30 protein-coding genes are annotated in these 25,082 nt (G+C 69.3%); 10 read left to right on the forward strand and 20 right to left on the reverse strand.

Annotated features, from left to right (window positions below; translation table 11 throughout):
* Window positions 1-6: 6 nt before the first annotated feature.
* On the forward strand, window positions 7-540 hold the full coding sequence (locus OG507_RS23205) for a PadR family transcriptional regulator (RefSeq protein ID WP_327369111.1): 534 nt from the start codon (window positions 7-9) through the stop codon (window positions 538-540).
* Window positions 541-648: 108 nt separating this feature from the next.
* On the opposite strand, the gene OG507_RS23210 is transcribed toward OG507_RS23205, so the two are convergent.
* From OG507_RS23210 to pip, 3 genes are all read right to left on the reverse strand, one after another.
* Entirely contained in the window at window positions 649-1,644 is a 996-nt protein-coding gene (locus OG507_RS23210; protein ID WP_327369112.1) for an aldo/keto reductase, read from the reverse strand.
* Between the two features lie 117 nt (window positions 1,645-1,761).
* Complete coding sequence (locus OG507_RS23215; RefSeq protein ID WP_327369113.1) at window positions 1,762-4,047, reverse strand: peptidoglycan recognition protein family protein; 2,286 nt, start codon at window positions 4,045-4,047, stop codon at window positions 1,762-1,764.
* A 176-nt stretch (window positions 4,048-4,223) separates the two neighbouring features.
* Entirely contained in the window at window positions 4,224-5,204 is a 981-nt protein-coding gene (gene pip, locus OG507_RS23220; protein ID WP_327369114.1) for a prolyl aminopeptidase, read from the reverse strand.
* A gap of 66 nt (window positions 5,205-5,270) precedes the next feature.
* Here pip and OG507_RS23225 point away from each other — a divergent pair, with 66 nt between their 5' ends.
* Entirely contained in the window at window positions 5,271-5,795 is a 525-nt protein-coding gene (locus tag OG507_RS23225) for a cupin domain-containing protein (protein WP_327369115.1), read from the forward strand.
* A 318-nt stretch (window positions 5,796-6,113) separates the two neighbouring features.
* Entirely contained in the window at window positions 6,114-7,091 is a 978-nt protein-coding gene (locus OG507_RS23230) for an SMI1/KNR4 family protein (protein WP_327369116.1), read from the forward strand.
* A gap of 21 nt (window positions 7,092-7,112) precedes the next feature.
* Here the strand turns inward: OG507_RS23230 and OG507_RS23235 are convergent, their stop codons facing one another.
* The 5 genes from OG507_RS23235 to OG507_RS23255 form a co-directional block, all read right to left on the reverse strand.
* A complete protein-coding gene (locus OG507_RS23235) occupies window positions 7,113-8,276 on the reverse strand; it encodes an oxygenase MpaB family protein (protein WP_327369117.1) in 1,164 nt (387 codons plus the stop codon).
* 66 nt (window positions 8,277-8,342) lie between these two features.
* Window positions 8,343-9,398: a polyprenyl synthetase family protein gene (locus OG507_RS23240; protein ID WP_327369118.1), complete on the reverse strand. Its 1,056-nt coding sequence runs from the start codon at window positions 9,396-9,398 to the stop codon at window positions 8,343-8,345.
* Entirely contained in the window at window positions 9,388-9,666 is a 279-nt protein-coding gene (locus tag OG507_RS23245; protein WP_327369119.1) for a polyprenyl synthetase, read from the reverse strand. Before OG507_RS23245 ends, OG507_RS23240 begins: the two co-directional genes overlap by 11 nt.
* 172 nt (window positions 9,667-9,838) lie before the next feature.
* The gene (locus OG507_RS23250) at window positions 9,839-10,018 is read right to left on the reverse strand and encodes a DUF397 domain-containing protein (RefSeq protein WP_327369120.1); all 180 of its coding nucleotides are present in this window, start codon (window positions 10,016-10,018) and stop codon (window positions 9,839-9,841) included.
* Window positions 10,015-10,791 (reverse strand): helix-turn-helix domain-containing protein, encoded by a 777-nt coding sequence (locus OG507_RS23255; RefSeq protein WP_327369121.1) that lies wholly within the window; start codon window positions 10,789-10,791, stop codon window positions 10,015-10,017. Before OG507_RS23255 ends, OG507_RS23250 begins: the two co-directional genes overlap by 4 nt.
* Before the next feature lie 118 nt (window positions 10,792-10,909).
* On the opposite strand from OG507_RS23255, the gene OG507_RS23260 reads away from it, so the two are divergent.
* Window positions 10,910-11,329 carry a hypothetical protein gene (locus tag OG507_RS23260; protein ID WP_327369122.1) on the forward strand — a complete coding sequence of 140 codons (420 nt, stop codon included), beginning with the start codon at window positions 10,910-10,912 and terminating at the stop codon, window positions 11,327-11,329.
* 42 nt (window positions 11,330-11,371) lie between these two features.
* Here OG507_RS23260 and OG507_RS23265 read toward each other — a convergent pair whose 3' ends face one another.
* Together OG507_RS23265 and OG507_RS23270 are read right to left on the reverse strand one after the other, a co-directional pair.
* Window positions 11,372-11,653 (reverse strand): type II toxin-antitoxin system RelE family toxin, encoded by a 282-nt coding sequence (locus OG507_RS23265; RefSeq protein ID WP_327369123.1) that lies wholly within the window; start codon window positions 11,651-11,653, stop codon window positions 11,372-11,374.
* Window positions 11,654-11,657: 4 nt separating this feature from the next.
* Entirely contained in the window at window positions 11,658-11,936 is a 279-nt protein-coding gene (locus OG507_RS23270; RefSeq protein WP_327369124.1) for a type II toxin-antitoxin system Phd/YefM family antitoxin, read from the reverse strand.
* Between the two features lie 191 nt (window positions 11,937-12,127).
* Here OG507_RS23270 and OG507_RS23275 point away from each other — a divergent pair, with 191 nt between their 5' ends.
* On the forward strand, window positions 12,128-13,102 hold the full coding sequence (locus OG507_RS23275; RefSeq protein WP_327369125.1) for a hypothetical protein: 975 nt from the start codon (window positions 12,128-12,130) through the stop codon (window positions 13,100-13,102).
* Here OG507_RS23275 and OG507_RS23280 read toward each other — a convergent pair.
* Genes OG507_RS23280 through OG507_RS23305 form a run of 6 tightly spaced genes read right to left on the reverse strand, consistent with a single transcriptional unit; the run spans window position 13,042 to window position 17,405 of the window.
* Window positions 13,042-13,389 carry a hypothetical protein gene (locus tag OG507_RS23280; protein ID WP_327369126.1) on the reverse strand — a complete coding sequence of 116 codons (348 nt, stop codon included), beginning with the start codon at window positions 13,387-13,389 and terminating at the stop codon, window positions 13,042-13,044. The genes OG507_RS23275 and OG507_RS23280 overlap by 61 nt on opposite strands.
* Entirely contained in the window at window positions 13,368-13,736 is a 369-nt protein-coding gene (locus OG507_RS23285) for a toxin-antitoxin system YwqK family antitoxin (RefSeq protein ID WP_327369127.1), read from the reverse strand. Before OG507_RS23285 ends, OG507_RS23280 begins: the two co-directional genes overlap by 22 nt.
* Window positions 13,736-16,291: a hypothetical protein gene (locus OG507_RS23290; RefSeq protein WP_327369128.1), complete on the reverse strand. Its 2,556-nt coding sequence runs from the start codon at window positions 16,289-16,291 to the stop codon at window positions 13,736-13,738. The genes OG507_RS23285 and OG507_RS23290 overlap by 1 nt, the downstream gene beginning before the upstream one ends.
* Window positions 16,288-16,680, reverse strand: a complete 393-nt coding sequence (locus OG507_RS23295) for a DUF6507 family protein (protein WP_327369129.1) — start codon at window positions 16,678-16,680, stop codon at window positions 16,288-16,290. The genes OG507_RS23290 and OG507_RS23295 overlap by 4 nt, the downstream gene beginning before the upstream one ends.
* Before the next feature lie 59 nt (window positions 16,681-16,739).
* Window positions 16,740-17,051 (reverse strand): pore-forming ESAT-6 family protein, encoded by a 312-nt coding sequence (locus OG507_RS23300; RefSeq protein WP_327369130.1) that lies wholly within the window; start codon window positions 17,049-17,051, stop codon window positions 16,740-16,742.
* A 21-nt stretch (window positions 17,052-17,072) separates the two neighbouring features.
* Window positions 17,073-17,405 carry a hypothetical protein gene (locus tag OG507_RS23305; protein ID WP_327369131.1) on the reverse strand — a complete coding sequence of 111 codons (333 nt, stop codon included), beginning with the start codon at window positions 17,403-17,405 and terminating at the stop codon, window positions 17,073-17,075.
* Window positions 17,406-17,551: 146 nt separating this feature from the next.
* Between OG507_RS23305 and OG507_RS23310 the strand changes: the two genes are divergently transcribed.
* Entirely contained in the window at window positions 17,552-18,136 is a 585-nt protein-coding gene (locus tag OG507_RS23310; protein ID WP_327369132.1) for an isochorismatase family protein, read from the forward strand.
* On the opposite strand, the gene OG507_RS23315 is transcribed toward OG507_RS23310, so the two are convergent.
* Window positions 18,130-18,879 (reverse strand): class I SAM-dependent methyltransferase, encoded by a 750-nt coding sequence (locus tag OG507_RS23315; RefSeq protein ID WP_327369133.1) that lies wholly within the window; start codon window positions 18,877-18,879, stop codon window positions 18,130-18,132. The genes OG507_RS23310 and OG507_RS23315 overlap by 7 nt on opposite strands.
* A 405-nt stretch (window positions 18,880-19,284) precedes the next feature.
* Between OG507_RS23315 and OG507_RS23320 the strand changes: the two genes are divergently transcribed.
* A complete protein-coding gene (locus OG507_RS23320; protein ID WP_327369134.1) occupies window positions 19,285-19,923 on the forward strand; it encodes a TetR/AcrR family transcriptional regulator in 639 nt (212 codons plus the stop codon).
* Between the two features lie 48 nt (window positions 19,924-19,971).
* Window positions 19,972-20,637, forward strand: a complete 666-nt coding sequence (locus OG507_RS23325; protein ID WP_327369135.1) for a helix-turn-helix domain-containing protein — start codon at window positions 19,972-19,974, stop codon at window positions 20,635-20,637.
* Between the two features lie 37 nt (window positions 20,638-20,674).
* Here OG507_RS23325 and OG507_RS23330 read toward each other — a convergent pair whose 3' ends face one another.
* Window positions 20,675-21,421, reverse strand: a complete 747-nt coding sequence (locus OG507_RS23330; protein ID WP_327369136.1) for a GDSL-type esterase/lipase family protein — start codon at window positions 21,419-21,421, stop codon at window positions 20,675-20,677.
* Between OG507_RS23330 and OG507_RS23335 the strand changes: the two genes are divergently transcribed.
* Together OG507_RS23335 and OG507_RS23340 are read left to right on the forward strand one after the other, a co-directional pair.
* Entirely contained in the window at window positions 21,420-22,430 is a 1,011-nt protein-coding gene (locus OG507_RS23335; RefSeq protein WP_327369137.1) for a WD40 repeat domain-containing protein, read from the forward strand. The genes OG507_RS23330 and OG507_RS23335 overlap by 2 nt on opposite strands.
* 48 nt (window positions 22,431-22,478) lie before the next feature.
* Window positions 22,479-23,012, forward strand: a complete 534-nt coding sequence (locus OG507_RS23340) for a GNAT family N-acetyltransferase (protein ID WP_327369138.1) — start codon at window positions 22,479-22,481, stop codon at window positions 23,010-23,012.
* Between the two features lie 17 nt (window positions 23,013-23,029).
* Here the strand turns inward: OG507_RS23340 and OG507_RS23345 are convergent, their stop codons facing one another.
* Together OG507_RS23345 and OG507_RS23350 are read right to left on the reverse strand one after the other, a co-directional pair.
* Window positions 23,030-23,641 carry a Uma2 family endonuclease gene (locus OG507_RS23345; protein WP_327369139.1) on the reverse strand — a complete coding sequence of 204 codons (612 nt, stop codon included), beginning with the start codon at window positions 23,639-23,641 and terminating at the stop codon, window positions 23,030-23,032.
* 149 nt (window positions 23,642-23,790) lie between these two features.
* Window positions 23,791-24,999: an IS30 family transposase gene (locus tag OG507_RS23350; RefSeq protein WP_442811097.1), complete on the reverse strand. Its 1,209-nt coding sequence runs from the start codon at window positions 24,997-24,999 to the stop codon at window positions 23,791-23,793.
* Window positions 25,000-25,082 lie beyond the last annotated feature (83 nt).

The following is a 25,082-nucleotide window of genomic DNA, read 5'->3' on the forward strand; positions in this document are numbered from 1 at the left end:
AGAGGCATGCTGGAACTGGCCATCCTGGGATTTCTGTACGAACAGCCGCTGCACGGCTACGACTTGAAGCGACGGGTCGCCCAGCTCACCGGGCACGTCCGCCCCATCGCGGACGGCACGCTGTACCCGGCGATCAAGCGCCTGGAACGGTCCGGCTGGCTGGAGCGCCGGACCGAGCCGGGCAGCAGGGCCGCCCCCCGCCACACGCTGACCCTGACCGAGCCGGGGCGCGAGGAGCTGCGGCGCCGGCTGCGGGAGGCCGGGGAGCTGGACATCAGCGACGAGAACCGCTGGTTCACCGTCCTCGCCTTCCTGCGCCATCTGGCGTCCCCGGCCGAGCAGGCGGAGGTGCTGCGGCGCCGGCTCGCGTTCCTGGAGGAGCCGAGCAGCTTCTTCTACGAGGGCGAGCAGCCGCTCGGCGCCGAGGAGTTCGCGGACCCGTTCCGGCGGGGGCTGCTGAGGATCGCCCGTGCGACCAGCGAGGCGGAGCTGAGCTGGCTGGGGGAGACGCTGAGGGGACTCGAAGCGTCGGCCGTCTGACGCGCAAACGGGCCGCCACTGCCCCGCCCCTTTCGGGAGCGAGAGCAGCGGCGGCCCGTGACCGCAGAACCTGACGGACCGTCGGTCCGTCGGTCCGTCAGGTGATTCTCACCAGGCGAATGCCTCCGGCGAAGGACCCGGACCCGGGAAGATCTCGTCCAGCGACGCCAGCAGCTCCGCGGACAGCTCCAGTTCCAGCGCCCGCAGCGCCGAGTCCAGCTGCTCCTGGTTGCGCGGTCCGACGATCGGACCCGTCACCCCCGGCTGGGCGAGCAGCCACGCCAGGCCGACCTCGCCCGGCTCCAGCCCGTGCTTGTCGAGCAGGTCCTCGTACGCCTGGATCTGCTCGCGCTGCTCCGAGTTCTTCAGCGCGTCCCCGCTGCGGCCGGAGGCCGAACGCGCCGCCGTGCCCTCGCGCTCCTTCTTCAGCACACCGCCCAGCAGGCCGCCGTGCAGCGGGGACCACGGGATGACGCCGAGGCCGTACTCCTGCGCGGCCGGGATGACCTCCATCTCGGCGCGGCGCTCGATCAGGTTGTAGATGCACTGCTCGCTGACCAGTCCCAACGAGCCGCGCCTGGCGGCCGCTTCATTGGCCTGGGCGATCTTGTAACCGGCGAAGTTCGACGAACCCGCGTACAGGATCTTGCCCTGCTGGATCAGGACGTCGATCGCCTGCCAGATCTCCTCGAAGGGGGTGTTCCGGTCGACGTGGTGGAATTGGTAGAGGTCGATGTAGTCGGTCTGGAGCCGCTTCAGCGACGCCTCGACCGAGCGCCGGATGTTCACGGCGGAAATCTTGTCGTGGTTGGGCCAGGCCTCGCCGTCGGCGGCCATGTTCCCGTACATCTTGGTGGCCAGGACCACCTTGTCGCGGCGTTCGCCGCCCTTGGCGAACCAGGTGCCGATGATCTCCTCGGTGCGGCCCTTGTTCTCGCCCCAGCCGTACACATTCGCGGTGTCGAAGAAGTTCAGGCCCGTGTCCAGCGCCGCGTCCATGATGGCGTGACTGTCCACCTCATTGGTCTGCGGGCCGAAGTTCATGGTGCCGAGGACGAGGCGGCTGACCTTGAGTCCGGTGCGTCCGAGCTGCGTGTACTTCATGGACACCAAGCCAACGCCTTCGAGTCCGCTCGAAGCAAGGATGGCCGGTAGGAGTCTTGCCCCCCGGACAGCTGCCGGGGGGCAAGGGCTCGTTCTACGGATGCTGCCGTGCGCCGGTCACTTCAGGTACACGATGCCGTCGGTGGTGATGGTCGGCCGGCCCGAGGTGGCCACGACGACGATCTTGACGGTGTGCTTGGCGCTGCTGGACCAGCTCTTCGTCCAGAGCGCGTCGCGGTACTTGGTGGTGCTGGACTTCAGATCCACGGTGGACACCTTCACGCCGTCCACGTAGACGTACACCTGGCCGGAGCTGCTGGCCCTGGAGGCCACCAGGGCGACCGAGCGGCCGGTGAACGTCCAGCTCAGGCTCGCGCCCTTGGACGAGCTGGAGTACGACTTCCCGCCGAGGTAGCTGGTCGAGGACTTCGTCGTCCATGTGCCCGTCTTCGTCGCCGAGCTCTCCTGGACGATGACCGGGGTGCCGGAGACCGATGCGGCGGCGGTGTTGCCCGCCTGGTCGTACGCGGTCATGGCCCAGCTGGTCGCGACACCCGACTTCGCGGTGTGCGAGGCGCTGGTGGTCGTCGGGCCGTAGGTCTTGGCGAGCGGCGCGGTGAGCCTGACCTCCTTGAGCGAGGCGGCGTCGGTGGCCTTCCACTTCAGGGTGACCGGGACGGCCGTGGTGTTCACCGTGCCGGTGCGCAGGGCCAGGTTCGGCTTGGTGCTGAACGTCGGCGCCGTCTGCTCGGCGACCACGGTGGCCGCCGTGGACGTGGTGACCTTGCCCGACTGGTGCGTGGCGCGGACCGCGACCTGGTGGCTGCCGATGGCGAGCGCGGCCTTGGCGGAGGTGGCGGTGCCCGTGGTGGTGGCCACGGACTTGCCGTCGACCAGCAGCTCGTACTTGGAGATGAACACGCTCGGGGTGCTCGCCGACCAGCCCACGGTGACCGAGGACTTGGTGTAGTACGTCGTGCCCGCGAGCCCGGCGCCGGTCACCGACTTGATGGCAAGCCCGGTGACGGGGCCCGCGGCGAGGCTGCGGATCGCGGGCAGCTGCCCGTACAGCTTGGTGCCGGGGCACTCGGTCGCGAAGCCGTCGCGGTGGCCGGAGATCTGCTTGAAGGAGTACTGCTGACCGGCGGTGAACTTCGTGCCGGCGAGGTTGCTGCCGGTGGCGCCCGCGGTGAGCATGGTGCTGCCCGCCGGGTCGCCCTTGTACTGGCCGAGCTTCCACGCGGCGATCCGGGCCACCGAGGTGGTCACCGCGCTTGGGGCGGCCGTGTCCGTGTAGGTGCCGAGGACGGAGATGCCGGTCGACTCCCGGTTGAAGCCGTAGGTGTGCGCGCCGAGGACCGGCCGGTCCACCCCGCCCTTACGGCCCTCGAAGATCGTCCCGCACTTGTCGACCAGGAAGTTGTAGCCGATGTCCTTCCAGCCGTTGCTGTTGACGTGGTACGCGTACACGCTGCGCACCATCGCCGCGGAGTCGGCGCAGGAGTAGTCGTTCGTCCCCGCGGTGTGGTGGACGAAGACCGCCTTGATCGTGTCCAGGTACTCCGGGGCCTCCGGGCTGATCGACTCGTCGGCGCCCCAGCCCGCACGCGAGGTGATCGGAGGCTTGGGCACGGTGGAGGTCGGCGCGGGCGGCAGGGTTTCGGACGGGGACGGACTCGTGGGCGCCGTGGTGCTCGCGCTCGGCGCGGGTGTGGTCGGCTCCGTGGTGGGAGCGGACGGGGTCGGCGACGTGGTGTCGGCCGGCGTCGGCTCGACGGGCGGCTGCGTGCTGTCGCTCGGCGCGGGCGCCTCGGGCGTGGCCGTGTCCGTCGGATCGGTGGCGGGTGCGGTCGTTTCGTCGGCCGCGGGGATGTCGGCGGCGAAAGCGGCCGGGTCCGCGTTCACGGTGCTGCCCCGGCCCGGGTCCACGGTGTCCAGCCGCAGCCCCGCGGGCAGCTTCGCGGAGACCTTGCCGCCCGCGTTGATCCGGACCTCGACACCGTTGGACGGGCCCACCCAGCGCGGTTCGGTGCTCCCCCGTACGCCGGACCTGCCGGTCTCCGTACGCCCGTCGACATCGGTTTCGAGCGGCAGCCAGGACGACCAGTCGCCCTTGGCGGCGGACCGGGTCCGCACCTCCACGGCTCCGGTGACCTTGGCCGCGGGGTCGGTCCAGGTGATGCCCAGCATGCTGAACGGCTCGGTGTCCTGCTTGCCGAGGACGGCGGACGTGCCGTCACCGTCCACCTTCAGCGAGGTCTTGTGCACGGCGGCCTCGACGGGGCCGGACTTGGCGTCGGAGTCCACCGAGGAGTTGCCCGTCACCCCCTCGAAGACCAGGACACCCGCCACGGCGGACGTGGCCAGGGCAGCCGTGACCCATATTCGTTTCTTCGCTCTCAAGTCGTACCCCACGGGTCGTGTCGGACAGCGGCTTCGTCAGGTGCTGCGTGCGGCGACAGCACTGGCTCATGACGAGACCAGTGGGGGGTACGAGTGCTGGCGCGTGCGCAACGGAGGCACAGCTTGCCATGTCCCGGTGACAACAGGACCCCCACCCCTGTCTCCGGCCCGTCCTTTCACCGCTGCCGGGCGAACCGGTCCAGCGCCGCCAGCACCGCCCGGCTCGTCGCCGCACCGCCCAGGTGCCCCGCGTCGCCGATCACGGTCAGCTCCGCGTCCGGCCATGCCTTCGCCAGCTCCCACGCGGTGATCAGCGGCCCGGCCAGGTCGAACCGCCCGTGCACCAGCACGCCCGGAATCCCTCTCAGCCGGCCCGCGTCCCGGATCAGCTGCCCCTCCTCCAGCCAGGCGCCGTGGGAGAAGTAGTGCGAGCAGATCCGCACCAGCGCCTGCCGGTCCCGCCCGGGGCGCCCGCTGTACGGCGGCGGTCCGGTGTACGTCTCCTGGGAGAGCACCGCGTCCTCCCAGGCGCACCAGTCGGCAGTCGCCCTCTCCCGCACTTTGGCGTCGGGGCTCTCCATGCGCCGGGCGTACGCGGCGAGGACGTCCGGCGTAGCGTCCCCCTCGGCCTCCGGCACCCCGGCCCGGAACAGCTCCCGGGCCTCGGGGAAGATCCGGCCCACGCCCCGGTACAGCCAGTCGATCTCGGAGCGCCGGGTCGTCGTGACGGCCGGGATCACGATCTGCGAGACCCGCTCCGGGTGCTGCTCGGCGTACGCCAGGATCAGCGTCGAGCCCCAGGAACCGCCGTACAGCAGCCAGGTGCCGATGCCCAGGTGGTTGCGCAGCCGCTCCATGTCGGCGATGAGGTGGGCGGTCGTGTTGTGCCGCATGTCGGTGGCGGGGTCGCTCGCGTGCGGGGTGGAGCGGCCGCAGCCCCGCTGGTCGAAGAGGACGACGCGGTAGCGGTCCGGGTCGAAGTACTGCCGGGGCCGCTCGGTGCACCCCGACCCCGGACCGCCGTGCACGACGAGGGCGGGTTTGCCGTCCGGGTTCCCGCACACCTCCCAGTACACGAGGTTGCCGTCCCCGACATCGAGCATGCCGTGCTCGTACGGTTCGACCGGCGGGTACTTCTCGTCGGGCTCACGGTCCATGGCGAGGCGCCTTTCTCGGCTCGGCGGGCAAAGGGGCCAGCGTAGGGCGGGCGTAGCCTGATTGCTGTGAATTCCGCACCCCGGGTACTGGCCGTGCTCGACGACCTGCTGACCGCCGCCGCCCACGACGAACGCGGGGCACTGTGGCAACTGGCCGAACAGGGCCGGGAGCTGGACGCCAATCTGGTACGCCTTCCGCCGGGTGCGGAGGTCGGCGAGCACCAGGAGGACGTCCTGGACGTCCTTGCCGTCGTCATCGCGGGCAGCGGCCGGGTCGTCGTCGCCGGGGGCGGAGACTCGCTCGACCTGACCCCGACCACCGTTCTCTGGCTGCCCCGCACCTCCCGCCGCGCCCTCGTCGCGGGACCGGACGGGCTGGCCTATGTGACGGTCCACCGCCGCCGTCCGGGCCTGACGATCAAGCCCTTGGCCAAGGCTTCGGCCGCGGCCCCGGTCGCGCCTTCACCGGCGGACGAGGGCGGCGAGGCGCCCTGCATGCTGGACCGGGTCTGTCCCGGATGCGGCCGGCTCTCGCAGGACCCGGAGCCGGTGTTCTGCAGCCGGTGCGGGGAGCGGTTCCCGGAGCGGTGAGCGCTCCGCGGTCCACTCCTCGGCGACTGAGCGGCAGGAAAGGAGACCGATGGGTATCGCGTACGTCCTGTGGATCCTGATCCCGGTGGCCTGGGCAGCGCTGCCGTGGCTTCTGTGCTGGAGCCGGGCCCCGGAGGGAAGGGAAGCGCAAGGCTGACAGGGAGCGCGACACGGCCCGGCTCTTCGTGACGGCTCGCCTCGCCTCGCCGCGCGGGTCGCGATGTCCGAAAGGTCCGGTCGCTCGCGTTCCGGGGGCGGTGTGCTGTAGAACCGGCCCGGCTCCCCGGGACGGGTGAGCGCAGGAGGCGGAGGAAGTCCATGGAGTCGGCTGAACTGGTCGATGTCGTCACGCGGTTGGTCGGAACCGGCGCGCGGCGCTTCAAGTGCAGCGAGCGCAGGCACGGCGCCGGGCACGTGTGCCTCGCCTCGTCCGGGGAACTCGACCTCGTCGACGTGATCGACGGGATCAGCAGCCGCTTCGGCTCCTCTTGCAACCTCGCCACGCGCGGCCATGCGGACCCCACCGTGGACGCGACCACCGGGCTGCCCCTGCTCACTCCCTTCGGTGCCGACGTCGTCGACATGAGGGCCTGGGCGCACGCCGACCAGTGGATCGGGGCCGGGACGGTACGGGTGCGGGGCGACGTACGGCATGTGGTTCTCGTCGCCGAGCGGGCCACGCCCGACGTGGCGGGGCTGCCGGCCGACGCCACATGGGTGGAGCGGGTGGTCGCCGTGACCGGGTGGGTCGGTGAGGCCCATGCGGTCGACTGGGCCGCCGTCGAGGCACGGCTCGGTATCCGGCTGCCCGGCGACTACAAGCAGCTCGCCGAGATCTTCGGATACGGCGCCTCCACCGACCCCGCCATGAAGAACAAGATCGAGGACTCCGTCGCCGCCATCGACGCGTACCGGGGATACCTCCAGGCGGGGAACGACGACGTCACCGTGGTGCGGAAGGGCGCCACCGTCGAGCTTCAGGTCAAGCTCGTATCAAGGAAGTTGACCGAGGTACAGGATCGCGCCTATGTGAAGAACGCCGTACGGGAACTCGATCCGGTCCTCACCCAGCTCCGGGGCGCCGGAGTCGCCACCGGCAAGGATCAGATCACTCTCTCCCGGCTCACCGAGACGCTGACGCTGGATGCCGGGACCGGGCGGATCCAGGCCCACCGGCTCACGTTCGGCTTCCTGATTCCGTACAACGGCGGGAACATCACCTACCGGCAGAACGTGGGCGAGGAGAACCGCGGGGTGTTCAAGGGGAGCATCGGTCTTCCCGCGGGCCTGGGGTGAGGCGAGGCCCGAGCACGTGCGTCAGCAGGAGACCGTGGCGGCCGGCGGGGTCCATCGGCGGGACCGGGGCACCGTGTCGGAGATGTCGTACTCCTTTTTGAGGTGTTCGGGGATGGCGTAGTGCATGACGCGTCCGCGGGTCAGTGAGGACAGCTCAAGGACGGTGGTGAGATGGCCGAGGCGGTCCAGGGCCCAGGCGCCGAGGGGTGACCTGTCCTCGATGGTCTCCAGGATGCCGAGGAGGTGGGGCACAACCTTGACGACGGTGTCCCACGAGGTGCGGGGCACGTGGAGCCAGTCGGCGCAGGTGTCGCCGACGAGATGGCGGATGAGCGCGGAGACGATGGGGTCGAAGACGGTCCCGGGCACGACCTCCTCGTAGAGGTCGATCAGCTGCCGGGTCAGGTGCGCGCCTTCTTCGGACGGCCCCATGTGCCGGATCATGTACAGGTCGAGGAACCGGCGGGCCTCGTCGAGATCTTTGGGAACGGAGTCCTGTTCGATGCCGAGCATGGCACCGACCACGCGCCAGGCGTAGTAGTAGGCTTCCGCGCCTTCCGTCGACATGTGAATGCCGAGGCGGTGCAGGCTGTCCAGCACGAGCAGGGAGAAGAACATCTGCCCGCCGATCATGTCCTCCTGACAGATCGGCGTTCCGAGTACGTCGGTGTCCCACCGGTTCTCGCGCGTGAGGTGGTGGCGGATGGAGGCGTGCAGGAGGCGGACCTTCTGGGCGGCGGGGATGAAGCGGCTGCCGGCCTCGAACGCGCCGGGCTGCATCAGGTGGACGGTGAACTGGCCGGTCTCCGCCATCCGTTTGGAGGGGTACTTCAGCCCGTGGGTGGCCGACAGGAGCTTCGCCACGTGCGGGACGACGTAGCAGGCGGGCATGGAGGCGAAGGACAGGGCGGTGGAGATGTGCACGTTGTTGTCGATGAAGAACAGCCGGGCCCTCTCCATCTCCCCCCAGTCGACCCAGGCCGGCGGAGCACTCGTGGCTTCCAGGTACTCCCGGGCGACATCGGGCAGCCCGTCCGGCAGGGGAGCACCTGCGGTGGAGACGTAGCGCATCAGCGTGTTGAACTTGCCCACTTCCCCGCGGTCGAACAGTGCGGCGACGGTGGCGTCGGCGAGTTCGTCACCGGCTTGGCGCAGGCTGTCCATCGATGTCTCGGTGTAGGTCATGGCAGGCTCCTCGTCTTTGCACGGGGTGGTCCACGGCAGGGGCTTGCGCCGCCTCCGGGCGGGTGTTCAGGACAGGCGGACCGCCGCCGACTGCGCCAGGGCGGTCAGGGCGGCGGCCGCGTGCGCGGGAACGTCCAGCTCGTGGAGAGCGCCGAGAGCTTCCTCGACCCGAGCGGTGATCATGTCTTCGACGCGTTCGGGTGCCTTCAGTCGGCGCATCACCTCGCGCACCGCGTCCAGACCTTCCCCGTCCAGGTCGCGTCGGCCCAGGAGGGTGCGGAGCATTGCCCGGTCGTCATCACCGGCGACACTCCAGGTCTCCGCCAGCAGGGCCGTGGGCCGGTGGCCGCGTACGTCGTCGGCGTTGGCCTTGCCGGTGCGTTCCGGGCTTCCGAACAGGCCGAGGACGTCGTCCCGCAGCTGGAACGCCTCGCCCAGCGGCAGCCCGTACGCGGAGTAACCCTCACGCAGCCGCCCGCCCGCCCCGGCCAGGGCGCCGCCGATCAGCAGGGGCTGCTCGACGGTGTACTTGGCGGTCTTGTACCGGATCACCTTCAGGGACGCCGTGGTGTCCGGCTCGGCTCCGGTCCGCAGGATTTCCAGGCACTCGCCCGCGATCAGCTCCCGGGCCAGCACCGACCACAGCGGGCGGGCCCGGACGAGATACGCCGCGGGCAGACCGCTGGTGGCGAACATCTGCCCGGCCAGTCCCATCAGCAGATCCCCCACCAGCATCGCCAGCGACCTGGCGGCCGCGACGGCGCGCGGGCGACGGCGTAAGGCACCGCGCAGGGCGATGTGTGCGGTGGGCCTGCCGTGCCGCAACGGGCTGTCGTCGATGAGGTCGTCGTGCACGATCGCGGCGGCATGCACCAGCTCCATCGACGCCGCCGCCCGCACCAGCGCATCGCTGTCCGGCTGCCCCACCGCGCGCCAGCCCCAGTAGCAGAACGCCGCCCGCAGCCGCTTGCCGTCCGTGACCGCGGCCTCCAACTGCTCGGCCACCGGGCCCAGCACCGGATCGATCGCCGCGAACTGCTCGGCCTCCTGGGCCACGAACCGATGGAGTACCTCGTCGACGCGGGCCTTGAACACGGCCGGCTCCCATCGGTCAGACGTCATCGGCGGCCCGCCGAGCCAGGGTGTGCCGGGCAAGGGTCTCCAGATGCGCAGGGGGCACGGCCGCGTACCGGTCCAGCACCAGGCGCCCGCGCGCCATCAGGTCATGTTCGGCCTCCGCCGCCAGCTCCGCGGCGTCCGAACGCCGCAGCAGCCCCCGCACCGCCCCCAGGGCCGAGCCCACCGTGCTCACCGCCAGATCGGCCAGTCCGGCCACCACCAGGACCGCCCGCTCGTCCAGGCCCCCGCGTCGTCCCGCATCGTGCGTCATGCCACTCCCCACCCACAGCCCGTCCGGGCGGCGCCGGTTGCACGCCGTCCTTGCAGGATCGCGACACACTGGGCACACGAGGGGAGAAACTCACGATCGAGTGATCACATCGCTTGACCGTACGGATCACGGCCCCGCCGAGTCGGGCGGGGTGAGCGACGGTGAGGCGTACTTATCGCGCGGCGTACGGGAGGAAGTCGGCCCATGCGGCGGGGGAGAGGACGAGGGCCGGGACGGCGAGATCCTTGGAGTCGCGGACGTGGACGGCCTCGGGGCGCGTGGCGACCTCTACGCAGTTGCCGCTGTCGTTGCCGCTGTAGCTGCTTTTGAACCAGTTGAGGTCGGTGGTCATGGTTCCTCTGCCGCCTGTTCGATCAACTTCACGGACGCTTCCGGGCTGAGCGCCTGCGCCCGCAGAATGCCATACTTCCCGAACAGGTTTCCCAGGTCCGGCTGTTCGCTGATGAAGAAGCTGCCGCCCTGCCCCTCGATGTAGGCGAGCTGGCGTCGTTGCTTGGTCTCCAGCAGGACGAATGGTCCGTCCAGACCGGCATGAGTCTTCCGGTTCGGAGACATCACCTGCATCTGTACATGTCGCAGCTGCGCGATCTCCAGGATGTGGTGGAGCTGTTTTCTGCGCACCTGGTGGCCGCCGATAGGACGGGTGAGAGCGCTCAGCTCCAGAACGAAGCCGATATCCGGAACGGGCTTGCGAGAGAAGAGACGTTGGCGCTCCAGACGGGCCGCGACTCGCCCCTCGACTTCTTCGTCGTCGACCGGCGGGTACGTATGGCTGAGTACTGTGCGGGCGTAGTCCTCGGTCTGAAGCAGACCAGGCACCACGTGTGTCTCGTACTCATGCCGACTGGAAGCGCGCGACTCTTCCTTGGCGAACGCCGTGAACCACGAGGCCAAATGGCTGACTGGCAACTTGGACGCAGCAGCCACCAGTGCACCTTGTGCAGCCAAAACCTTGTCCGCACGTGGTACGAAGTTCCCCTTCGGCGGTCGCTCCCCCCGCTCCACCATCGCCACCTGCGACTTGGAGAAACCAATTTTCAGGCCCAGGGCCTCCTGGGACAGCCCGACTCGGTCCCGGAAGAAACGCATCAACGCCCCGAACATCTCAGCGTTTTCGCTCCCTTGGCCACCGGAGTACACAACTCCACCTCCCGAGTACACAACAGTGCACAGACGCCCTGTATCCCTGGTCACATTAGGTGTCGACCGCAACGCTTTCCGCATGGAACGGAAAACTTCACTCACCCCGGCCCCTTCGTGGATTCCCGCGTCCGGGCATGCCCTTCGGCACGTCGGCGTTCACTTCGACGCCGTACGGATCACGGGCGTACTGGGCGAGCAAGTCGCGTACGAGATCATGCAGTTCACGGGTTTCCGGGCGGGCCCGATCGTGCGGTCGGGGATCGGGGAGCGCAGCATGTACTTCCTGCTGCCCCCGCGAAGCGCCCGCGCACACCAATGGCCGCCGGGGGCGCAGATGATGGGGTGCTACGGGCAGAACGCGGCGTTCGTCGGGGTGCCGGCGCTGAACGGGCTGACCTGGCCGCTCGACTGGCGCTCACTGCCCACGGCCGAGACGCCGTTCGTGGACGCTGATGTGCTGCACGAACTGGTTCTGGAGGTGACGGCCAGGGAGGGGTAGAGATCCGGCAGCGGGCACGGCTCCGCAGGCGCAGGGGGTGGGTTACACGCCGCGGCGGCAGACCTCGCCGCGGTGCGCGACGGTCAGCACCCACAGGATGAGCTGACCGTCCTCAAGGGTGTACACGGCGCGGTAGTCACCGATTCTCAGCCGCCACCGGTCCGCGTGCCCCTGGAGAGCCTTGATGTCGAAGGTCGCGGTGTCTCCCGCGTCCAATGCCTTCTGGAGTTCGGTGAGACGGAACAGAATGCGCAGCGCGTCCTGACGGGCAATCTTCAGCAGGTTCCGTTGTGCATGCGGAGTGAACCGCGTGACGTATCCCATGAGTTCAGGGCGCGGATCGGAGTAGTGCGGCCATCTCCTCGATGGAGACCGAGCCGTCGGGGCCCTCGGATTCGGCCTCGTCGGCCAGTTGGTTGAGCCACTCGTCCTCGTATTGCTCCGCGACCTGCTTCAGGCGTCGGTATTCGTCGATGTCGACCAGCACGGCTTCGCTCTTGCCGCGGCGAGTGATGATCGTCGGGGTCTCGTCCCGCCGCGCGCGGTCGATGACGTCGGCGAGGTGGCGGCGTACCTCTGCCATGGATTCAGTGACAGGCTCGCTCATGTAGCGAATGTATCAGGTGTACATCTGTTACGCGAGCGATGTGCGCGAAGGAGGCGAGGCTCCTCGTGGTGTGCGGTACGGTGATCGCGTCATCACGCTCTGTCCACACCTGTGGATGGGGCGGCCCCCGGGGGTGCTACCAACACCACTCCGAGGGCCTTCACCACGAGTGGATACCGAGGTCCACCAGGATGCTTCGGCATGCTATCGCGCCGTCTCGGCGCTTCACGAAGGCTTCGCACGATGTTGTGCGCCATCCGCGTCTGGGCAGTGACGCGAAGATCCTCCTCCTTTACGTACAGGGGCTTCCCGAAGACCGGGCCGGGCGGGCGCTCAGTGAGCACGCGGGGCGGCTCGGGATCACCGGGCGGGCGTACCAGAAGGCCAAGAAGCAGCTGGTGGAGCACGGTTTCGTGCATGAGCGGCGACGGCAGGCGGGACGGGGCCACTGGGCCACCGACCAGCTCTGCTCGAACGTACCGCTCACGGAGGAAGAGGCCCGACGGGTCCAGGAGGGGCCGGTGGTGGCGCATGCGCCGCAGCCGAGTGCGCAGGAACGGACGGTCGGTCGGCCGGGGGCTCGGCCGGTCGGTGACTCACCACCGGTAGAAGAAGAACGTGAGAAGAACTGTCCCCACCCACCCTCCGAAGCCGAGCCGGAAGTTGAGCCCGACAGCGCTCCTGACCCCGAACTGAGCGTGTCGGGAAGGCTCTTGCTGTCGCTCCGCCACGCAGCACCTCAACTGCACCTGGGAGTTCGCGAGGCCCAAGGCCTCGCCGAGCTGGCTGCGGAGTGGATTCGGCGCGGCATCACGACCACCGACTTACGCCGGGCCCTGACCAGCGAACTGCCCCCGGACGGTGTGCGATCGGCGGTCGGTTTCCTGCGCCACCGCCTCGTACAGAAGCTCCCGGAACCCCCGGCACCCACCGCTGCCCACGCCGCCGCGCCATCCCGCGTCAGGGAACTCGTCCCGTGCGCGGGCCCCGGAGAGGACCACGTCTTCCGGGCGGTGGGCGACGAGACACACTGCGCCCCGTGCCGTCAGGAGGAGGCGCGGGCATTCTGGGCCGCCCACGCAGCCGCGTACGCAGAACAGCCTCCTCACGTCCCGTGGCGCGAACGCGTCGCTGCCCTCGCGGTGAACTCGGCCGAGTCCACGTGAAGAGCGCGCGAGTGCGGTGACGGCGTGGAGTCGTCCCGGATCTCTGGACGCCCCTCGCGGGCCGTCCCCTCGGACTGGAGCGTGCCGTCCTCGCACCACTCGCGGCTGGGGCCGTGCTGCACTCCCGCCACGTAGGAGTCCAGGCTGACGACGGCACCGCCCAGGCGCTCCTCGACCTCGCCGGTGAAGAGTTCGTCCCCGTACAGCAGGCGCTGCCCCTGGTCCATGTCGACATCGAGGTCGTCGATGTCGACCCGGCCCGGCGTCAACCGCGCTCGGCGCGCCACTCCTTTGTCAGATTCCCCTCGTCGTCCCACTCGGTGATCTCCAACTGCCGCAGCCCGTTCTCGCTCATGAGTACACGCGCGGCCAGCCTCCCGTTGGGGTGCCAATCCTTGGACTCACCGACCGGGAACCCTCCTCGCAACACTCCGTCGGACCTCAGGGTTCCATCCATGTACCACTCCTTGGAAGGGCCATCCTCCAGCCCATCCTTGTAAGTGACGAGGCTGACGAGCGCACCCTTCTGGTATTCGACCACCTCGCCGGTGAAACGCTCTCCTCGATAGAAGACGACCTCGCCTTCATCCATTTCGAATTCCGGGTCGTCGATGTCGATCCGTGGGAGTGTCATTACGGAATCCAGTTCTCAGGTCCGGGCGGGTCCTTGAGGAAGCGCCCGAAGCTACTGGGCACGCCTTCCAGCATATGGTTGCAGTTTCCGCAGAACGGTGCGGGGCGGGGAGGCTTTCCTGTGATGTCGTCGATCATGAAGGGGAACTGCACCGATGCGCGCATCTCCGTCAGGGCTGCCGCGTCGTCGGGCAGGCCGAGTTCCTTGCGCGCCCAGAGCAACTCGTTGGCGGCCTTGACCTCGGCGTGGGCGAGGATCGGGGCGTGGTGAGGGGGAGCGTCGGCGATCTGTTCGTAACGCTCCAGGAGCGTCGGGTGCAACTGGTCCATACCGATCAGCTGGGGAGCCTTCTTCGGACCGTTGATTCCCTCGATCACCTTGCCGGTCCGCAGGTCGATCACCGACCCGACGCAGGCTCCGGTCTGCGAACGGGGGAAGGTCCCTGCTTCCTTGGCTCTCAGGTAGTCCTCGGCGCGTTGGTGCGACAGCTGGTCCATGAATTCGCTGACTGGCTGGTCGCCGACATGGGAGATGAGGCCGTCCTCCGTGCGGCGGACGAGTTCCTCGGGCAGAACGCCGAGAACCTTCTGCCCCGGCCCCGGTGGAGGCATGGGGGTGTCCCCGATCTGGATCGGCTCCGGATTGCTCCCGCCGTCGTGATGACTCCCGCCGTCGGGCCGACCATCCGATCCGTTGCCCTCGTTGCCATGGTTTGAGCCGGGGTCGTGGCTGCCGCCGTCGTGGTGCGGGGCACCTTCGTCCGCACCGTGGTGCGCGGCGTCGTCGGCATGGCTGTTCGGGGTGTGGTCATTGTGGTGGGGCGGGGGCGGGTCGTGCGGTCCGTTCGGTCCGTCGCCCCCGTGGCCACCGTGCCCGCCGGTGGGCGGTTCATGGCTTGCGGAGGGGCCGTGGCCGAGGTCGTCCGCGTGGCCGCCGGGGAGGTTGTCTCCCGTGTGACCGCCCGGCAGGTCGTCGCCGAGACGGCCGGCGTCGCCGAGGTCGCTGCCGAGGTGGGCGGCGTTGTCACCGATGTGGGCCGAGACATCGACGGTGTGGGCGCCGACACCGACCAGGACCGGTTCCTTGACCGGGGAGTTGGTGTGCGGGGTGGTGGGGTCCGTGCTGTCGGTGCGCGTGACGTCGGGGGAGGGCTCGACGGGGGCGTCGTCGGCGTGCTGGACGATGCCGCCGTTCTCGTCGAGGAGGTTGCCGTCGTGGTCGAAGTACTGGACGGGTACGTCGGTGTGGGTGGGGAGCTTGGTGGTGCCTTCGGGCAGGAGGGGGGCGTCGTCGGGGAATTTGATGTTGCCGTCGGGGAGTTTGATGCCGCCGTCGGGGATGGCTGCGCCTTCGGGGAGGTGGACGGTGCCGTCGGGCAGTTTGAGGGAGCCCTCGGGCAGCACGATCGCGTCGTCGGGGAGTCTGGGGATCTCGATGTTGCTGATGCCCCTGAGGCCCTTGGTGATGTCGCCGATCTTGGAGAGTCCGGCGCCCGCGCCCTTGGCGATGTAGGTCATCGGGTCGATGACCTTGCCGGCCTTCCCGGCGACGGAGAGGACCTTGGCGACGGCTCCGGCCTTGCCTGCTCCGGCTGCTGCGCCGCCTGCGCCTCCGGTGAAGACGGTGGTCAGGACGTTGAAGGTGACGGCTCCGGCGGCCCGTCCGGGGTTCTTGCCCCACTCGTCCCAGGCGACCAGGGCCTTGCCGGTCTCCTTCATCGCGGTGCGTGAGTCGCGCAGCCAGGAGGGGAGTTTGTCGTCGGGCAGGGCCCAGAACAGGGTGCCCGCGCCGGGGATCGAGGTGATCACGAGGCCGGTGGCGAGCTGGGCCAGGCCCTTCCAGGCCTGTCCCATGGCGTCCCAGCCGCCGAACCCGACGAGGGTGCCCAGGCCCTTGATGGTGCCCCAGACCCCGTCGACGATCAGCCCGTCCCACACGAACGACTTGACCCAGTGCCCGACTTCCCAGGCGTGGTGCTTCTCCTCGACGGGGTCGCCCCAGGGGAGTTTGGCGTTCTTGAGGTCGTCGGCGTTGAACCCGTACTGGTCCTTGCGTTCGGAGCCGTCACCGGCGACCATCTGCGTCCCGCCGAACAGGGCGGTGATCTTGTTGTGGCAGGTGCGCTCGGCGGCCCAGAACGCGGCGACGGCCGCGGTGATGTCGTCGCGGAGCTGGTTGTGCTCCTCGACCTTGTCCTCGTCGTACTCCCACTCGTCGTCGTCCTTGTTCGCGTTCACGAACGTCGCCGCATCCGTCTTGAGCTGCGCGAGCCTGGTGACGAGGGGGCGGATCTCGGTCGCGTAGTCCGACAGCGAGGAGGCGACCTTCTCCAGGTCGTCCGCGAAGCCGTCGGCCCGCTCCTGGACCGGCTTGGTGCTCGCGAACAGCTGCTCGGCCTCGGGCGCCTGGTAGTAGGCGGACAGGCCCTGGAAGTGGGTGTGGACGGAGGAACCGGTGTCCCGGATGTGACCGGCATCGGTCTTCAGGCTTGCGTGGTCCTTCTCCAGCTGGCCCAGATCACCGGTGAACTGCGGAATCGCCTCGGGCTTGATCACCGCTCCTGCACCCCGGGCTTCTTCGGATCCAGGTCCACCGCACCCAGCGCCTTGCGCTGGGCCTCGGCGGCCATCTCCAGATCACCGTTGAGGTAGGCGGTGGTCGCATCAACCGCGCCCTGGAGGGACTTGCCCGCCCGCGCCGCGACGTACTTCAGATCGGACGTCGTGTGCTCCGCGAACTGCGACAAGGCGAGCGCGACGAGCCCGCCCGTGGCCTTCTCGCCGCCCTCGCCACCGCCCTCGGCGGTGATCGTGCCCGCACTCGACGCCGCCGACGTCAGATGATCCCCGTACGCCGTCGCATACGTCTGGATCTTCCCCGCCGCCTCACCCGTCGTCCTCAGCACACCCGAAATACCCTGCGGCTTCAGATCCCACCCAGTCATCAGAACACCCCCGTGAACTTACGAACCGAACACCGGACACAACGCCAACCAGACCGGTGTCAGCCGATGTTGTCGACCGCGGCCTTCGCGCGCGTGATCGTGTGCTGCGCCGTACCGTCGTTCTTCTCCAGCGTCGTCTTCAGCAGCTGGATGATGTTCTTGACCTCCTGCGACGAACGGTTCCACCGCAGCTCCTTGCCGTGGTACTCATCCGCCACACCATCCGCCGCGAAGTCCGCCATCGCCGCCTTCACCTGGGCATCACGCGCAGCGATCACTGACTCCAGCTGCGCGATCACCACCTGGATGTTGCCCTGCGCGTCCGCGGACGCACCCGTGTCGTACGAACGACGATCACTCTGACCAGCCATCAGAAACCCAACCCCCGTCTGTCAACGGCCGCCGAAGCGCGCCGCGTCGAAGTTCGCCGCCGACATCTGCTGCCGCGCGTTGTCACCCTGCTCCTGATCACCCGAACTGAACGCCGACTCCATCCCCGACTGACCACCCAGAAGAGCCGACAACGAACCGTTCAACGCCGCCGTGATCTCATCCGACCGACCCTTGAACGAATCGAACGCCGCACGCCCCGCACCGTTGAACTTCCCCTCCAACGGCTGCGCAGCCTGCACCAACTGCCGAATCAACGTCCCCAGATCAGTGCTCGACCCACGCGACTTCGACGACAACGTCGAAAGAACCTGCGCCCCCATGTCGAACTTCATGCCGGTGTTCCCCCGTCCATGCATGCGTTCACGCCATATTGAGCTGACGATCCTACCAACATGCACGGCGGAGTGGAGGGGCGCACTCTCTGCGTCCGTTCGAAATCACGTGGAGGTGTGCGGCGCCGACGGTGATGATGGCGGCCATGAGCAGTCGCGCGTTGCCCGTAGAGGCCCTGTTGGTCGTGGACGTTCAGTCGTCCGCCGTCTCCGGTGCCAGGGCGGTACCCGAGGTGGCCCGGCTCCTGGACCGTACGACGGACCTGATCGCGCGGGCGCGCAGGAGCGGGGCGCTCGTCGTCCACATTCAGAACGACGGGAAGGCCGGAGCGGGCGACGAGCCCCACACGCCCGGCTGGGAACTCCACCACCCCGTCGAGGCCGGCCTCACGGAGACCGTGATCCGCAAGACCAAGGACGACGGCTTCGACGAGACGTCCCTGGGACGCCTGTTGACCGACTCGGGGGTGCAGGCGCTCGCCATCTGCGGTGTGATGTCCGAGATGTGCGTACAGGCAACGGCGCGTACGGCCCTGGCGCTGGGGTACCGGGTCGTCATGCCGCACGATGCGCATGCGACGCAGGACATCCCGGCGGCGCCCGGAATCAGCGATGCGGTACCGGCCGCCACGGTCTCGCGGGTCGCCGAGTGGGCCCTCGGCAGCGATCTCGAAGTCATCGCCCGCGCCACCGACGTCACGTTCGCGGGCTTGCCCTCACGGTCTCACTGAGGCTGCGCCGGGTTCCGGCGGAACAGGGCCGTCCAGAGGAAGGGCTCACCGAAGCGCGGGGACTCCGGGGGTTCGCTGTGCATGCGGCGGAGTTCGATCTCTGTCAGGTCGGAGAAGATCCAGCGCAATGACTCCGGCGTGTACGCGAGGCCGCCCTGGAGGCCGGCGCGGTCGTAGAAGGCGGCGTCGGGGAGTTCGGATCCCACGCCCGCCTCCCCGGCTGCGAAGCAGGTGAGGGCGAGTTGGCCGCCGGGTGCCAGGCAGCGGTCGAGCAGGGCCAGGTAGCTGATGCGGCGGTGGGGCGGCAGGTGGTGGAAGCAGCCGGAGTCGTGGATCAGGTCGTACGGGCCGGTCAGCTCGGTCGCCGTGAGGGTGAAGGCGTCGCCGCAGTGGAAGCGGACATCCGCCCCCGCCTCGCGGGCGCGCTCCTCGGCCCAGGCCAGGGCCGCCGGGGAGAGGTCCACCGCGTCGACCTCGAAGCCCAGGGAGGCGAGGTGGAGGGCGTTGCGGCCGGGGCCGCAGCCGAGGTCGAGGGCGCGGCCCGGGGTGATCAGGCGGCGGTCCGCGTAGGAGACGAGGCTCTCGTCGGGCTTGGCCACGAAGAACGGGACGGGCTTCGTCCGGTCCGCGTAGAAGCCGTCCCACCAGGAGGCCCCGTCGCCCGTCCAGCGGTCCGCCTCCCGGGCGAACAGGCCGTCCAGGAGGCTGAGTACGTCGTCCACCGTGCGTATGTGGCGGTCCATGGCGATCCCCTTTCCAGGAGGGAAATCGTAGATCCGCCCGGCACTGGAGACCGGTTCGGGAGGTGTTGGGGGAGACCGCAGGGGGAGGCCGGTGGACCGTGGAGTGGTGGGGCGGTAACCCCCCTCGTGTGCGGGGTCTTTGGGTGCGTGCGACCCCACGGAGGGGTGTTACGGGGGTTGTTTCAGGGGTGCAGGGGGCTGTTTCTTTTTTGTGAGCGTGGACGGGGGTGCGGCGCGGGAGTCTCCCGTAGATCCAAAATTCAGACGGTAACAGCAACGGTTCGATGGGCAATCGGACTTGCTCGGGGCGCGGCCCTGCGCGTGCCCGAGCGCGTGGCGGAAACCCCACCGGCGTGGTGGAGCGGGGAGAGTGGGGGCAGCGGTACGGACGACTAAGGAGGACCGATGGCGGGTGTCGTGGCGAACCAGCGGAACAGGGCGGTCGGGCAGGCAGTGAGGGGCCCGGGAGCACGGGACCGACTCCTTTGGGCCGGGCGCCAGTTGTTCGCCGCGTACGGATACGCACACACGAGCGTCGAGGATCTGTGCGATCAGGCGAAGGTGCCCGTCCACGTCTTCCAGCAGGAGTTCGTCTCGCGCGAGGTGCTTCTGATGACGATCTACGACGAGGTGGTCACCCACGGGCTGCGCGCCGCCGAGAACGCCCTGATGGCGGAGGGCATGGAGGACTGTCCGACGGCGGAACGGGTCCGGCTGCTCTTCGACGCCTATGTGAAGGCGGTCACCGAGGATCCGTGCGCGGCGCGGGTGGCGTTCGTCGAGGTGCTGGGGGTGAGCCGGGAGGTGGACAACCACCTGGCGACCTGGCGGGCGATGTGGATCGAGTTCCTCAGCTCCGAGGCCGAGCGTGCCGTGCGCCGGGGCGAGGCGGTGGCGAGCGACCACACCGTGACCGTCACCGTGCTGAACCACTCGGTGGACGAACTCATGGCACACCACGGCCGCCGCCCCCGCCAGGTCAACGCCCAGTGGCTGACCGATGAGCTGACCCGGCTCTCGCTGGCCATGATCCTGCCGTCCTGACACACCCCGTTGCCGGTACGGCAAACACCGGACGCGAATAATGGGGGGATGACGGACGGTGGCGGGCACGGAGTACGTGCAGAGCACGGAGAACGCGCAGAACGTACGGACGACGACGAGATCTCGGCCGTCCTGACAGGCGTCGGGCCGCGGCTGCGCGCCCTGCGTCTGGAACGCGGTACGACGCTGGCGCGGCTCAGCGAGAGGACCGGGATCTCCCTCAGCACCCTCTCGCGCCTGGAGTCGGGCGGCCGCAGACCCACGCTCGAACTGCTGCTGCCCCTGGCCAAGGCGTACGGGGTGCAGCTGGACGAACTCGTCGGCGCCCCCGCCACCGGCGATCCGCGCATCCACTTCCGCCCCTTCACCCGGAACGGCATGACCTTCGTACCGCTGACCCGGCATTTCGGCGGGCCGCACGCGTACAAGACGATCCTGCCCGGTGGCCGCGGGGCGACGGGTCCGCTGGAGCAGCGGGTGCACGAGGGGTATGAGTGGCTGTACGTACTGGCGGGGCGGCTTCGGCTGGTGCTGGGTGAGCACGATCTGGTGCTCACGGCGGGTGAGGTCGCCGAGTTCGACACGCGCACGCCGCATGCGTGGGCCAGCGCAGGGCCCGATCCGGTCGAATTCCTCAGCCTGTTCGGGCGCCAGGGCGAGCGGATGCATGTGAGGGCCCGGCCCTCGGGCCGGGACGGTGAGACGGGGCCGTGAGGTGCCCGCGGGCCGGGTGAGGCCTCCGTGCGGCCTGTTACGGGTGGGCCGCGTACGGGGCGCCCAGGCCCCACGCCTGGTGCATCGCGTCGGCGAACGTGGCCGCCAGTTTGTGTTCGCCGCTCGGGCCCGGGTGCGTTCCGTCGTAGGTGTCCCGGTGGATGTCGTAGCCCGCCGGGCGGGAGGCCAGCAGGATCGGGGACATCGGGTCGTCGAGATCGGCGACGGCTTTCGCCAGGAGCTCGTTGAAGCGGTCGCACTCGGCGGCGAACGGGGCGTCCGACTCGGCCCGTACGTTCGGTATCACGGGCAGGAGCACCATCTTCACGTGCGGGTTCGCGGTGCGGGCCGCCGTGATGAACGCCCTTGCGTTCAGGGCGGTCTGGCCGCTGTCCGTATAGAAACCGAGGTCTATCAGGCCGAGCGAGACGAGCAGCACGTCCGTGCGGTGCTCGGCGACCGTACCGGCGATCACCGGGGCCATGTGCAGCCAGCCCTCGCCCCAGCCGGCCAGATGGGTGCGGGCCTCGACGGGGAAGTCCGGTGCGCCGTACTCGTACGAGACAGGGGCGTTCTCCCCGGTGTCGTACAGCTCGCTGCGCGGGCCGACGATCGCGAACGGGGCACGGGAGGCGGAAGCGAGGTGCTGCCACATCCGGTAGCGCCAGGTGAAGTCGCCGGCGCGGCCGATGGTCATGGAATCGCCGACAAACGTGAAACGCATGGCGTCATCATCGCGGATCACCGCTTCGGCCTGCGACGTGACGATGGACACTTGGGCCATGCGTTCGTACCTGACTGTGTCCGCAGCCGCCGTGCTGCTCCTCCTCGCCGGGACGGCTCCCGCCGTCGCGTCCGGGGACGGAGCCGACCGGAGCTTCACGATCGAGGACCCCCGGATCACCGAGTCCAGCGGTCTCGCCGCCAGCCGCGCCCACCCCGGCATCTACTGGACGCACAACGACAGCGACGACGGGCCGTACATCTTCGCCGTCGACTCCCGGACCGGGAAGACCGTGGCGACGATCACCATGCGCGGGGTGGGACAGCCCCGCGATGTGGAGGCCATCTCGATCGGGCCCGACGGCAGTCTGTACGTCGGTGACATCGGCGACAACCTGGACGGCAGCTGGGACCACGTCTGGATCTACCGCTTCCCTGAGCCGAAGCAGCTGAAGGACGCGACGGTCCGCGCCACCCAGTTCGATGTGAAGTACGCGGACGGCCCGCGCAACGCCGAGGCGCTGATGGTCCACCCCACGACCGGGCGCGTCTACATCGCGTCGAAGAACGAGGACGGCGGTGGACTCTACGAGGGCCCCGCGAAGCTCACCACCGGCGCTGCCAATGTCTTCCGGCGGGTGGGGGAGGTGCCGTGGGTGACGGACGGGGCGTTCTCGCCGGACGGCAAGGAGCTGGTGCTGCGCTCGTACTTCAGCGCCCGGGGGTACGCCTTCGAGGACGGCAGGCTCGGCGCCGACCACGCGGTCCAGGCGCCCCTCCAGCGGCAGGCCGAGTCGGTGACGTACACGGCGGACGGCTCGGCGCTGATGTTCGGCTCGGAGGGGGAGCGGAGCGATGTGGTGCGGGTGGATGTGGACGGAGGCAGCGGAGGCGACGGGAAGCCGCCGTCCCGGGGCGGCGACTCGTCGGCGTCGTCCGCCGGAGCGGAGAGCGGAGACGGGGGCGGGGGCAGCGGCGCGGAGGTGAAGGGTACGACCCTGACCGGTGTCCTGGTGCTCGCGGGGATCGGCCTCCTGGTGTTCATGGGGCGGCGCCGAAAGGGGAACTGACGGTCCGGCGCGCCGCCCGCCGGGCCCGGGCCGTAGGGTCGGGCATCTATGGAGAACCGAGTGATTCCCGTACGGCCCGAGCCTTTTGCCACCGCCCGGCTGGACGCGCTGCCGCTGCGGGTCGCGTACGCGGACGAGATGGCGGCGGTGCTGGCCGACCCGGCCCTGCACGCGTACACCGGCGGGGCTCCGGAGACCGCCGATGAGCTGCGGGCCCGCTACGAACGCCAGACCGCCGGTTCGCCGGACCCCGACGTGGGCTGGTGGAACTGGGTGCTGCGGGTACGGGACGAGGACCGCCTCGCCGGATACGTACAGGCGACGGTGAACGCGCGGGACGCGGAGGCGGAGATCGCCTGGGTGGTCGGGGCGAAGTGGCAGGGCCGCGGGTATGCGAAAGAGGCCGCGGTAGGGCTGGTGGCCCATCTGCTGGGGGCGGAAACCGCGGTGGTGCGTACCGTCGTCGCCCATATCCACCCGGACCACGCCGCCTCCGCAGCCGTGGTCGCCGCGGCGTGGCTGGTGCCGACGCAGGAGTGGTGCGACGGCGAACGGCGCTGGCAGCGCGGCTCCAGAGCCTGACGCCGGACCCGCCGTGGTCAGCTCCGGGGGCGGCCGGCCCGGATGAGTTCGTCGACGTCGAGCGTGACCGGGGCGCCGATCGATTCGGGCAGAGTGACCGTCTGCCCGGGGGCGTACACCTCGTGACTGTCGTAACCGCCGCCCATGGGTTCGGTCAGGACGTGCACCCGGTCGTGCTTGCGGTCGACGATCACATACACCGGGATCTTGGCCTCGGCGTAGGCGGCGACCTTGTTGCGCAGGTCGTTCCTGTAATTGCTGGAGGTGACCTCCAGGACGAGGCGGAAGACAGCGGGGTCGTAGCAGCTGTTCTCGGCCAGGTGCTCGTCGAGATCGGCGTCCACGATCGCCAGGTCGGGGATGGCGTAGTCCTCGGGGCCGCTCGGCAGCCACAGGCCGATTCCCTGGAGGACTTCGGTCTCACCGTCGTCGAGACCGGCTGAGATGAAGGGGCGCATGATCTTGGTCAGCAGTCGGGCGTGCGGGGCATCCGGGGACGGGGCCACGGTGATGACGCCTCCGATGATCTCGACGCGGTAACCCGGATGCTGCTCCATCAGGCTGTTGGCCGTGTCGAGCAGCGATTCCGGCTCACCGTCACAGGGGTGCTCGACTGCTGCTGCAGACATTGCGGGCCTCCTGAGGGGGTGTTGTCGAGGTCATCATCGTAGGACGATCCGGCCGCCCGTGCTCGAAAGCCATTCCGCCACCCGGTCGAGTGAACGACAAAGGGCCCCGCGCACGGCAGATTCTCGGGGTCCTCGCAACACCTGATGGCTTACGTGGTCGTCAGTAGATCACGCAGACGCTCGGCTGGAGTTTTCCAGCCGAGCGTTTTGCGTGGGCGGCCGTTGAGTTGCTGAGCGACGTGTTCGAGGTCTTCGGGGCTGTGCACGGACAGGTCGGTGCCCTTGGGGAAGTACTGCCGTAGCAGGCCGTTGGTGTTCTCGTTCGATCCGCGCTGCCAGGGTGAGTGCGGGTCGCAGAAGTAGACCGGAACACCGGTGGACACGGTGAACTGCTTGTGCGCGGCCATCTCGCAGCCCTGGTCCCAGGTCAGCGAGCCGCGCAGGTGCTCGGGAAGGGTCTGGATCAGGGGCACCAGCACGTCACGGACTTCCTCGGCGGTGTGCCCGCCGGGCAGGTGGCCGAGCATGACATAGCGGGTGGAGCGCTCGACCAGGGTGACGATCGCGCTCTCGTTGCGGGTGCCGACGATCAGGTCGCCTTCCCAGTGGCCGGGAACCGCCCGGTCTGCGACCTCGGGCGGCCGCTCGGAGATCATCACCATCTCGTCGACGAACCGGCGCGTTCGCTGGTCCGGGCTGCGGTGCGGCTTGCGGCGGGTGCGCCCGGTGCGCAGCGCTGCCGCGACTTCACGGCGCAGTCCGCCACGGGCCTGCACGTAGATCGCCTGGTAGATCGTCTCCGGACTCACGCGCATGCTCTCGTCGTCGGGGAACTCGGTGACCAGAGCGTGACAGATCTGCTCAGGTGACCACTGCTGCTGCAGCTTGTGGGCGACGTAATCACGCAGCGGACCGTCCGTAGCGAGCTTGGACGCCTTGGGCCTCGGACGGCTCTTCGCCCACGCCCGCTGTGCCCGGTGCGGCTGATAGACGCCCTCGACCGAATGGGCGTCGATCTCCCGCTTGACCGTGGAGGCCGGTCGGCTCAGCGCTCGCCCGATCGCCCGCAGCGATTGACCCTCACGACGCAAGTCAGCGATCAACTCCCGCTCCGCCACCGTCAGGAACCGGTGGTGCAGCTCGGCCTCGACCGCCGCAACGGACGGCTCCCGCGATGCGGCACTGGTGGTTGTCACACCGGTCTTGTAATCGATCCGGCGCCCGTCCGGGTGCAGGCGCGCGCCGTTGCTCTTCCTGATACCACGGTCCCAGTCCCGCGCAGTGCGTTCATGGACCCCGACCAGTGCCGCGGCCTCCCGCTGCCGGACCCCGGACGCGCGAAGCCTGTCGTACTCCACTCGCCCCGGATGCCCGGCCGCGCCCGGCTTCCCACGCCCACGCACGCCGGCTTTCCGCGCCCACCCGGCCGCCGTGTGACGGC

Origin of the sequence: Streptomyces sp. NBC_01217 (assembly GCF_035994185.1) — a bacterium.
Taxonomy (GTDB): domain Bacteria; phylum Actinomycetota; class Actinomycetes; order Streptomycetales; family Streptomycetaceae; genus Streptomyces.

Bases quoted from the DNA above. Each gene is read 5' to 3' on its own strand.
- OG507_RS23340 (WP_327369138.1), top strand. From the start codon at position 22,479: ATGGAGAACCGAGTGATTCCCGTACGGCCCGAGCCTTTTGCCACCGCC.
- OG507_RS23255 (WP_327369121.1), bottom strand. From the start codon at position 10,791: ATGTTCGGGGCGTTGATGCGTTTCTTCCGGGACCGAGTCGGGCTGTCC.
- OG507_RS23335 (WP_327369137.1), top strand. From the start codon at position 21,420: ATGCGTTCGTACCTGACTGTGTCCGCAGCCGCCGTGCTGCTCCTCCTC.
- OG507_RS23210 (WP_327369112.1), bottom strand. From the start codon at position 1,644: ATGAAGTACACGCAGCTCGGACGCACCGGACTCAAGGTCAGCCGCCTC.
- OG507_RS23230 (WP_327369116.1), top strand. From the start codon at position 6,114: ATGGAGTCGGCTGAACTGGTCGATGTCGTCACGCGGTTGGTCGGAACC.
- OG507_RS23330 (WP_327369136.1), bottom strand. From the start codon at position 21,421: ATGGCCCAAGTGTCCATCGTCACGTCGCAGGCCGAAGCGGTGATCCGC.
- OG507_RS23315 (WP_327369133.1), bottom strand. From the start codon at position 18,879: ATGGACCGCCACATACGCACGGTGGACGACGTACTCAGCCTCCTGGAC.
- OG507_RS23275 (WP_327369125.1), top strand. From the start codon at position 12,128: ATGCTTCGGCATGCTATCGCGCCGTCTCGGCGCTTCACGAAGGCTTCG.
- OG507_RS23295 (WP_327369129.1), bottom strand. From the start codon at position 16,680: ATGACTGGGTGGGATCTGAAGCCGCAGGGTATTTCGGGTGTGCTGAGG.
- OG507_RS23325 (WP_327369135.1), top strand. From the start codon at position 19,972: ATGACGGACGGTGGCGGGCACGGAGTACGTGCAGAGCACGGAGAACGC.
- OG507_RS23270 (WP_327369124.1), bottom strand. From the start codon at position 11,936: ATGAGCGAGCCTGTCACTGAATCCATGGCAGAGGTACGCCGCCACCTC.
- OG507_RS23345 (WP_327369139.1), bottom strand. From the start codon at position 23,641: ATGTCTGCAGCAGCAGTCGAGCACCCCTGTGACGGTGAGCCGGAATCG.
- OG507_RS23320 (WP_327369134.1), top strand. From the start codon at position 19,285: ATGGCGGGTGTCGTGGCGAACCAGCGGAACAGGGCGGTCGGGCAGGCA.
- OG507_RS23300 (WP_327369130.1), bottom strand. From the start codon at position 17,051: ATGGCTGGTCAGAGTGATCGTCGTTCGTACGACACGGGTGCGTCCGCG.
- OG507_RS23265 (WP_327369123.1), bottom strand. From the start codon at position 11,653: ATGGGATACGTCACGCGGTTCACTCCGCATGCACAACGGAACCTGCTG.
- OG507_RS23235 (WP_327369117.1), bottom strand. From the start codon at position 8,276: ATGACCTACACCGAGACATCGATGGACAGCCTGCGCCAAGCCGGTGAC.
- OG507_RS23260 (WP_327369122.1), top strand. From the start codon at position 10,910: ATGGAACGGAAAACTTCACTCACCCCGGCCCCTTCGTGGATTCCCGCG.
- OG507_RS23310 (WP_327369132.1), top strand. From the start codon at position 17,552: ATGAGCAGTCGCGCGTTGCCCGTAGAGGCCCTGTTGGTCGTGGACGTT.
- OG507_RS23305 (WP_327369131.1), bottom strand. From the start codon at position 17,405: ATGAAGTTCGACATGGGGGCGCAGGTTCTTTCGACGTTGTCGTCGAAG.
- OG507_RS23245 (WP_327369119.1), bottom strand. From the start codon at position 9,666: ATGACGCACGATGCGGGACGACGCGGGGGCCTGGACGAGCGGGCGGTC.
- OG507_RS23285 (WP_327369127.1), bottom strand. From the start codon at position 13,736: ATGACACTCCCACGGATCGACATCGACGACCCGGAATTCGAAATGGAT.
- OG507_RS23240 (WP_327369118.1), bottom strand. From the start codon at position 9,398: ATGACGTCTGACCGATGGGAGCCGGCCGTGTTCAAGGCCCGCGTCGAC.
- OG507_RS23250 (WP_327369120.1), bottom strand. From the start codon at position 10,018: ATGACCACCGACCTCAACTGGTTCAAAAGCAGCTACAGCGGCAACGAC.
- pip (WP_327369114.1), bottom strand. From the start codon at position 5,204: ATGGACCGTGAGCCCGACGAGAAGTACCCGCCGGTCGAACCGTACGAG.
- OG507_RS23205 (WP_327369111.1), top strand. From the start codon at position 7: ATGCTGGAACTGGCCATCCTGGGATTTCTGTACGAACAGCCGCTGCAC.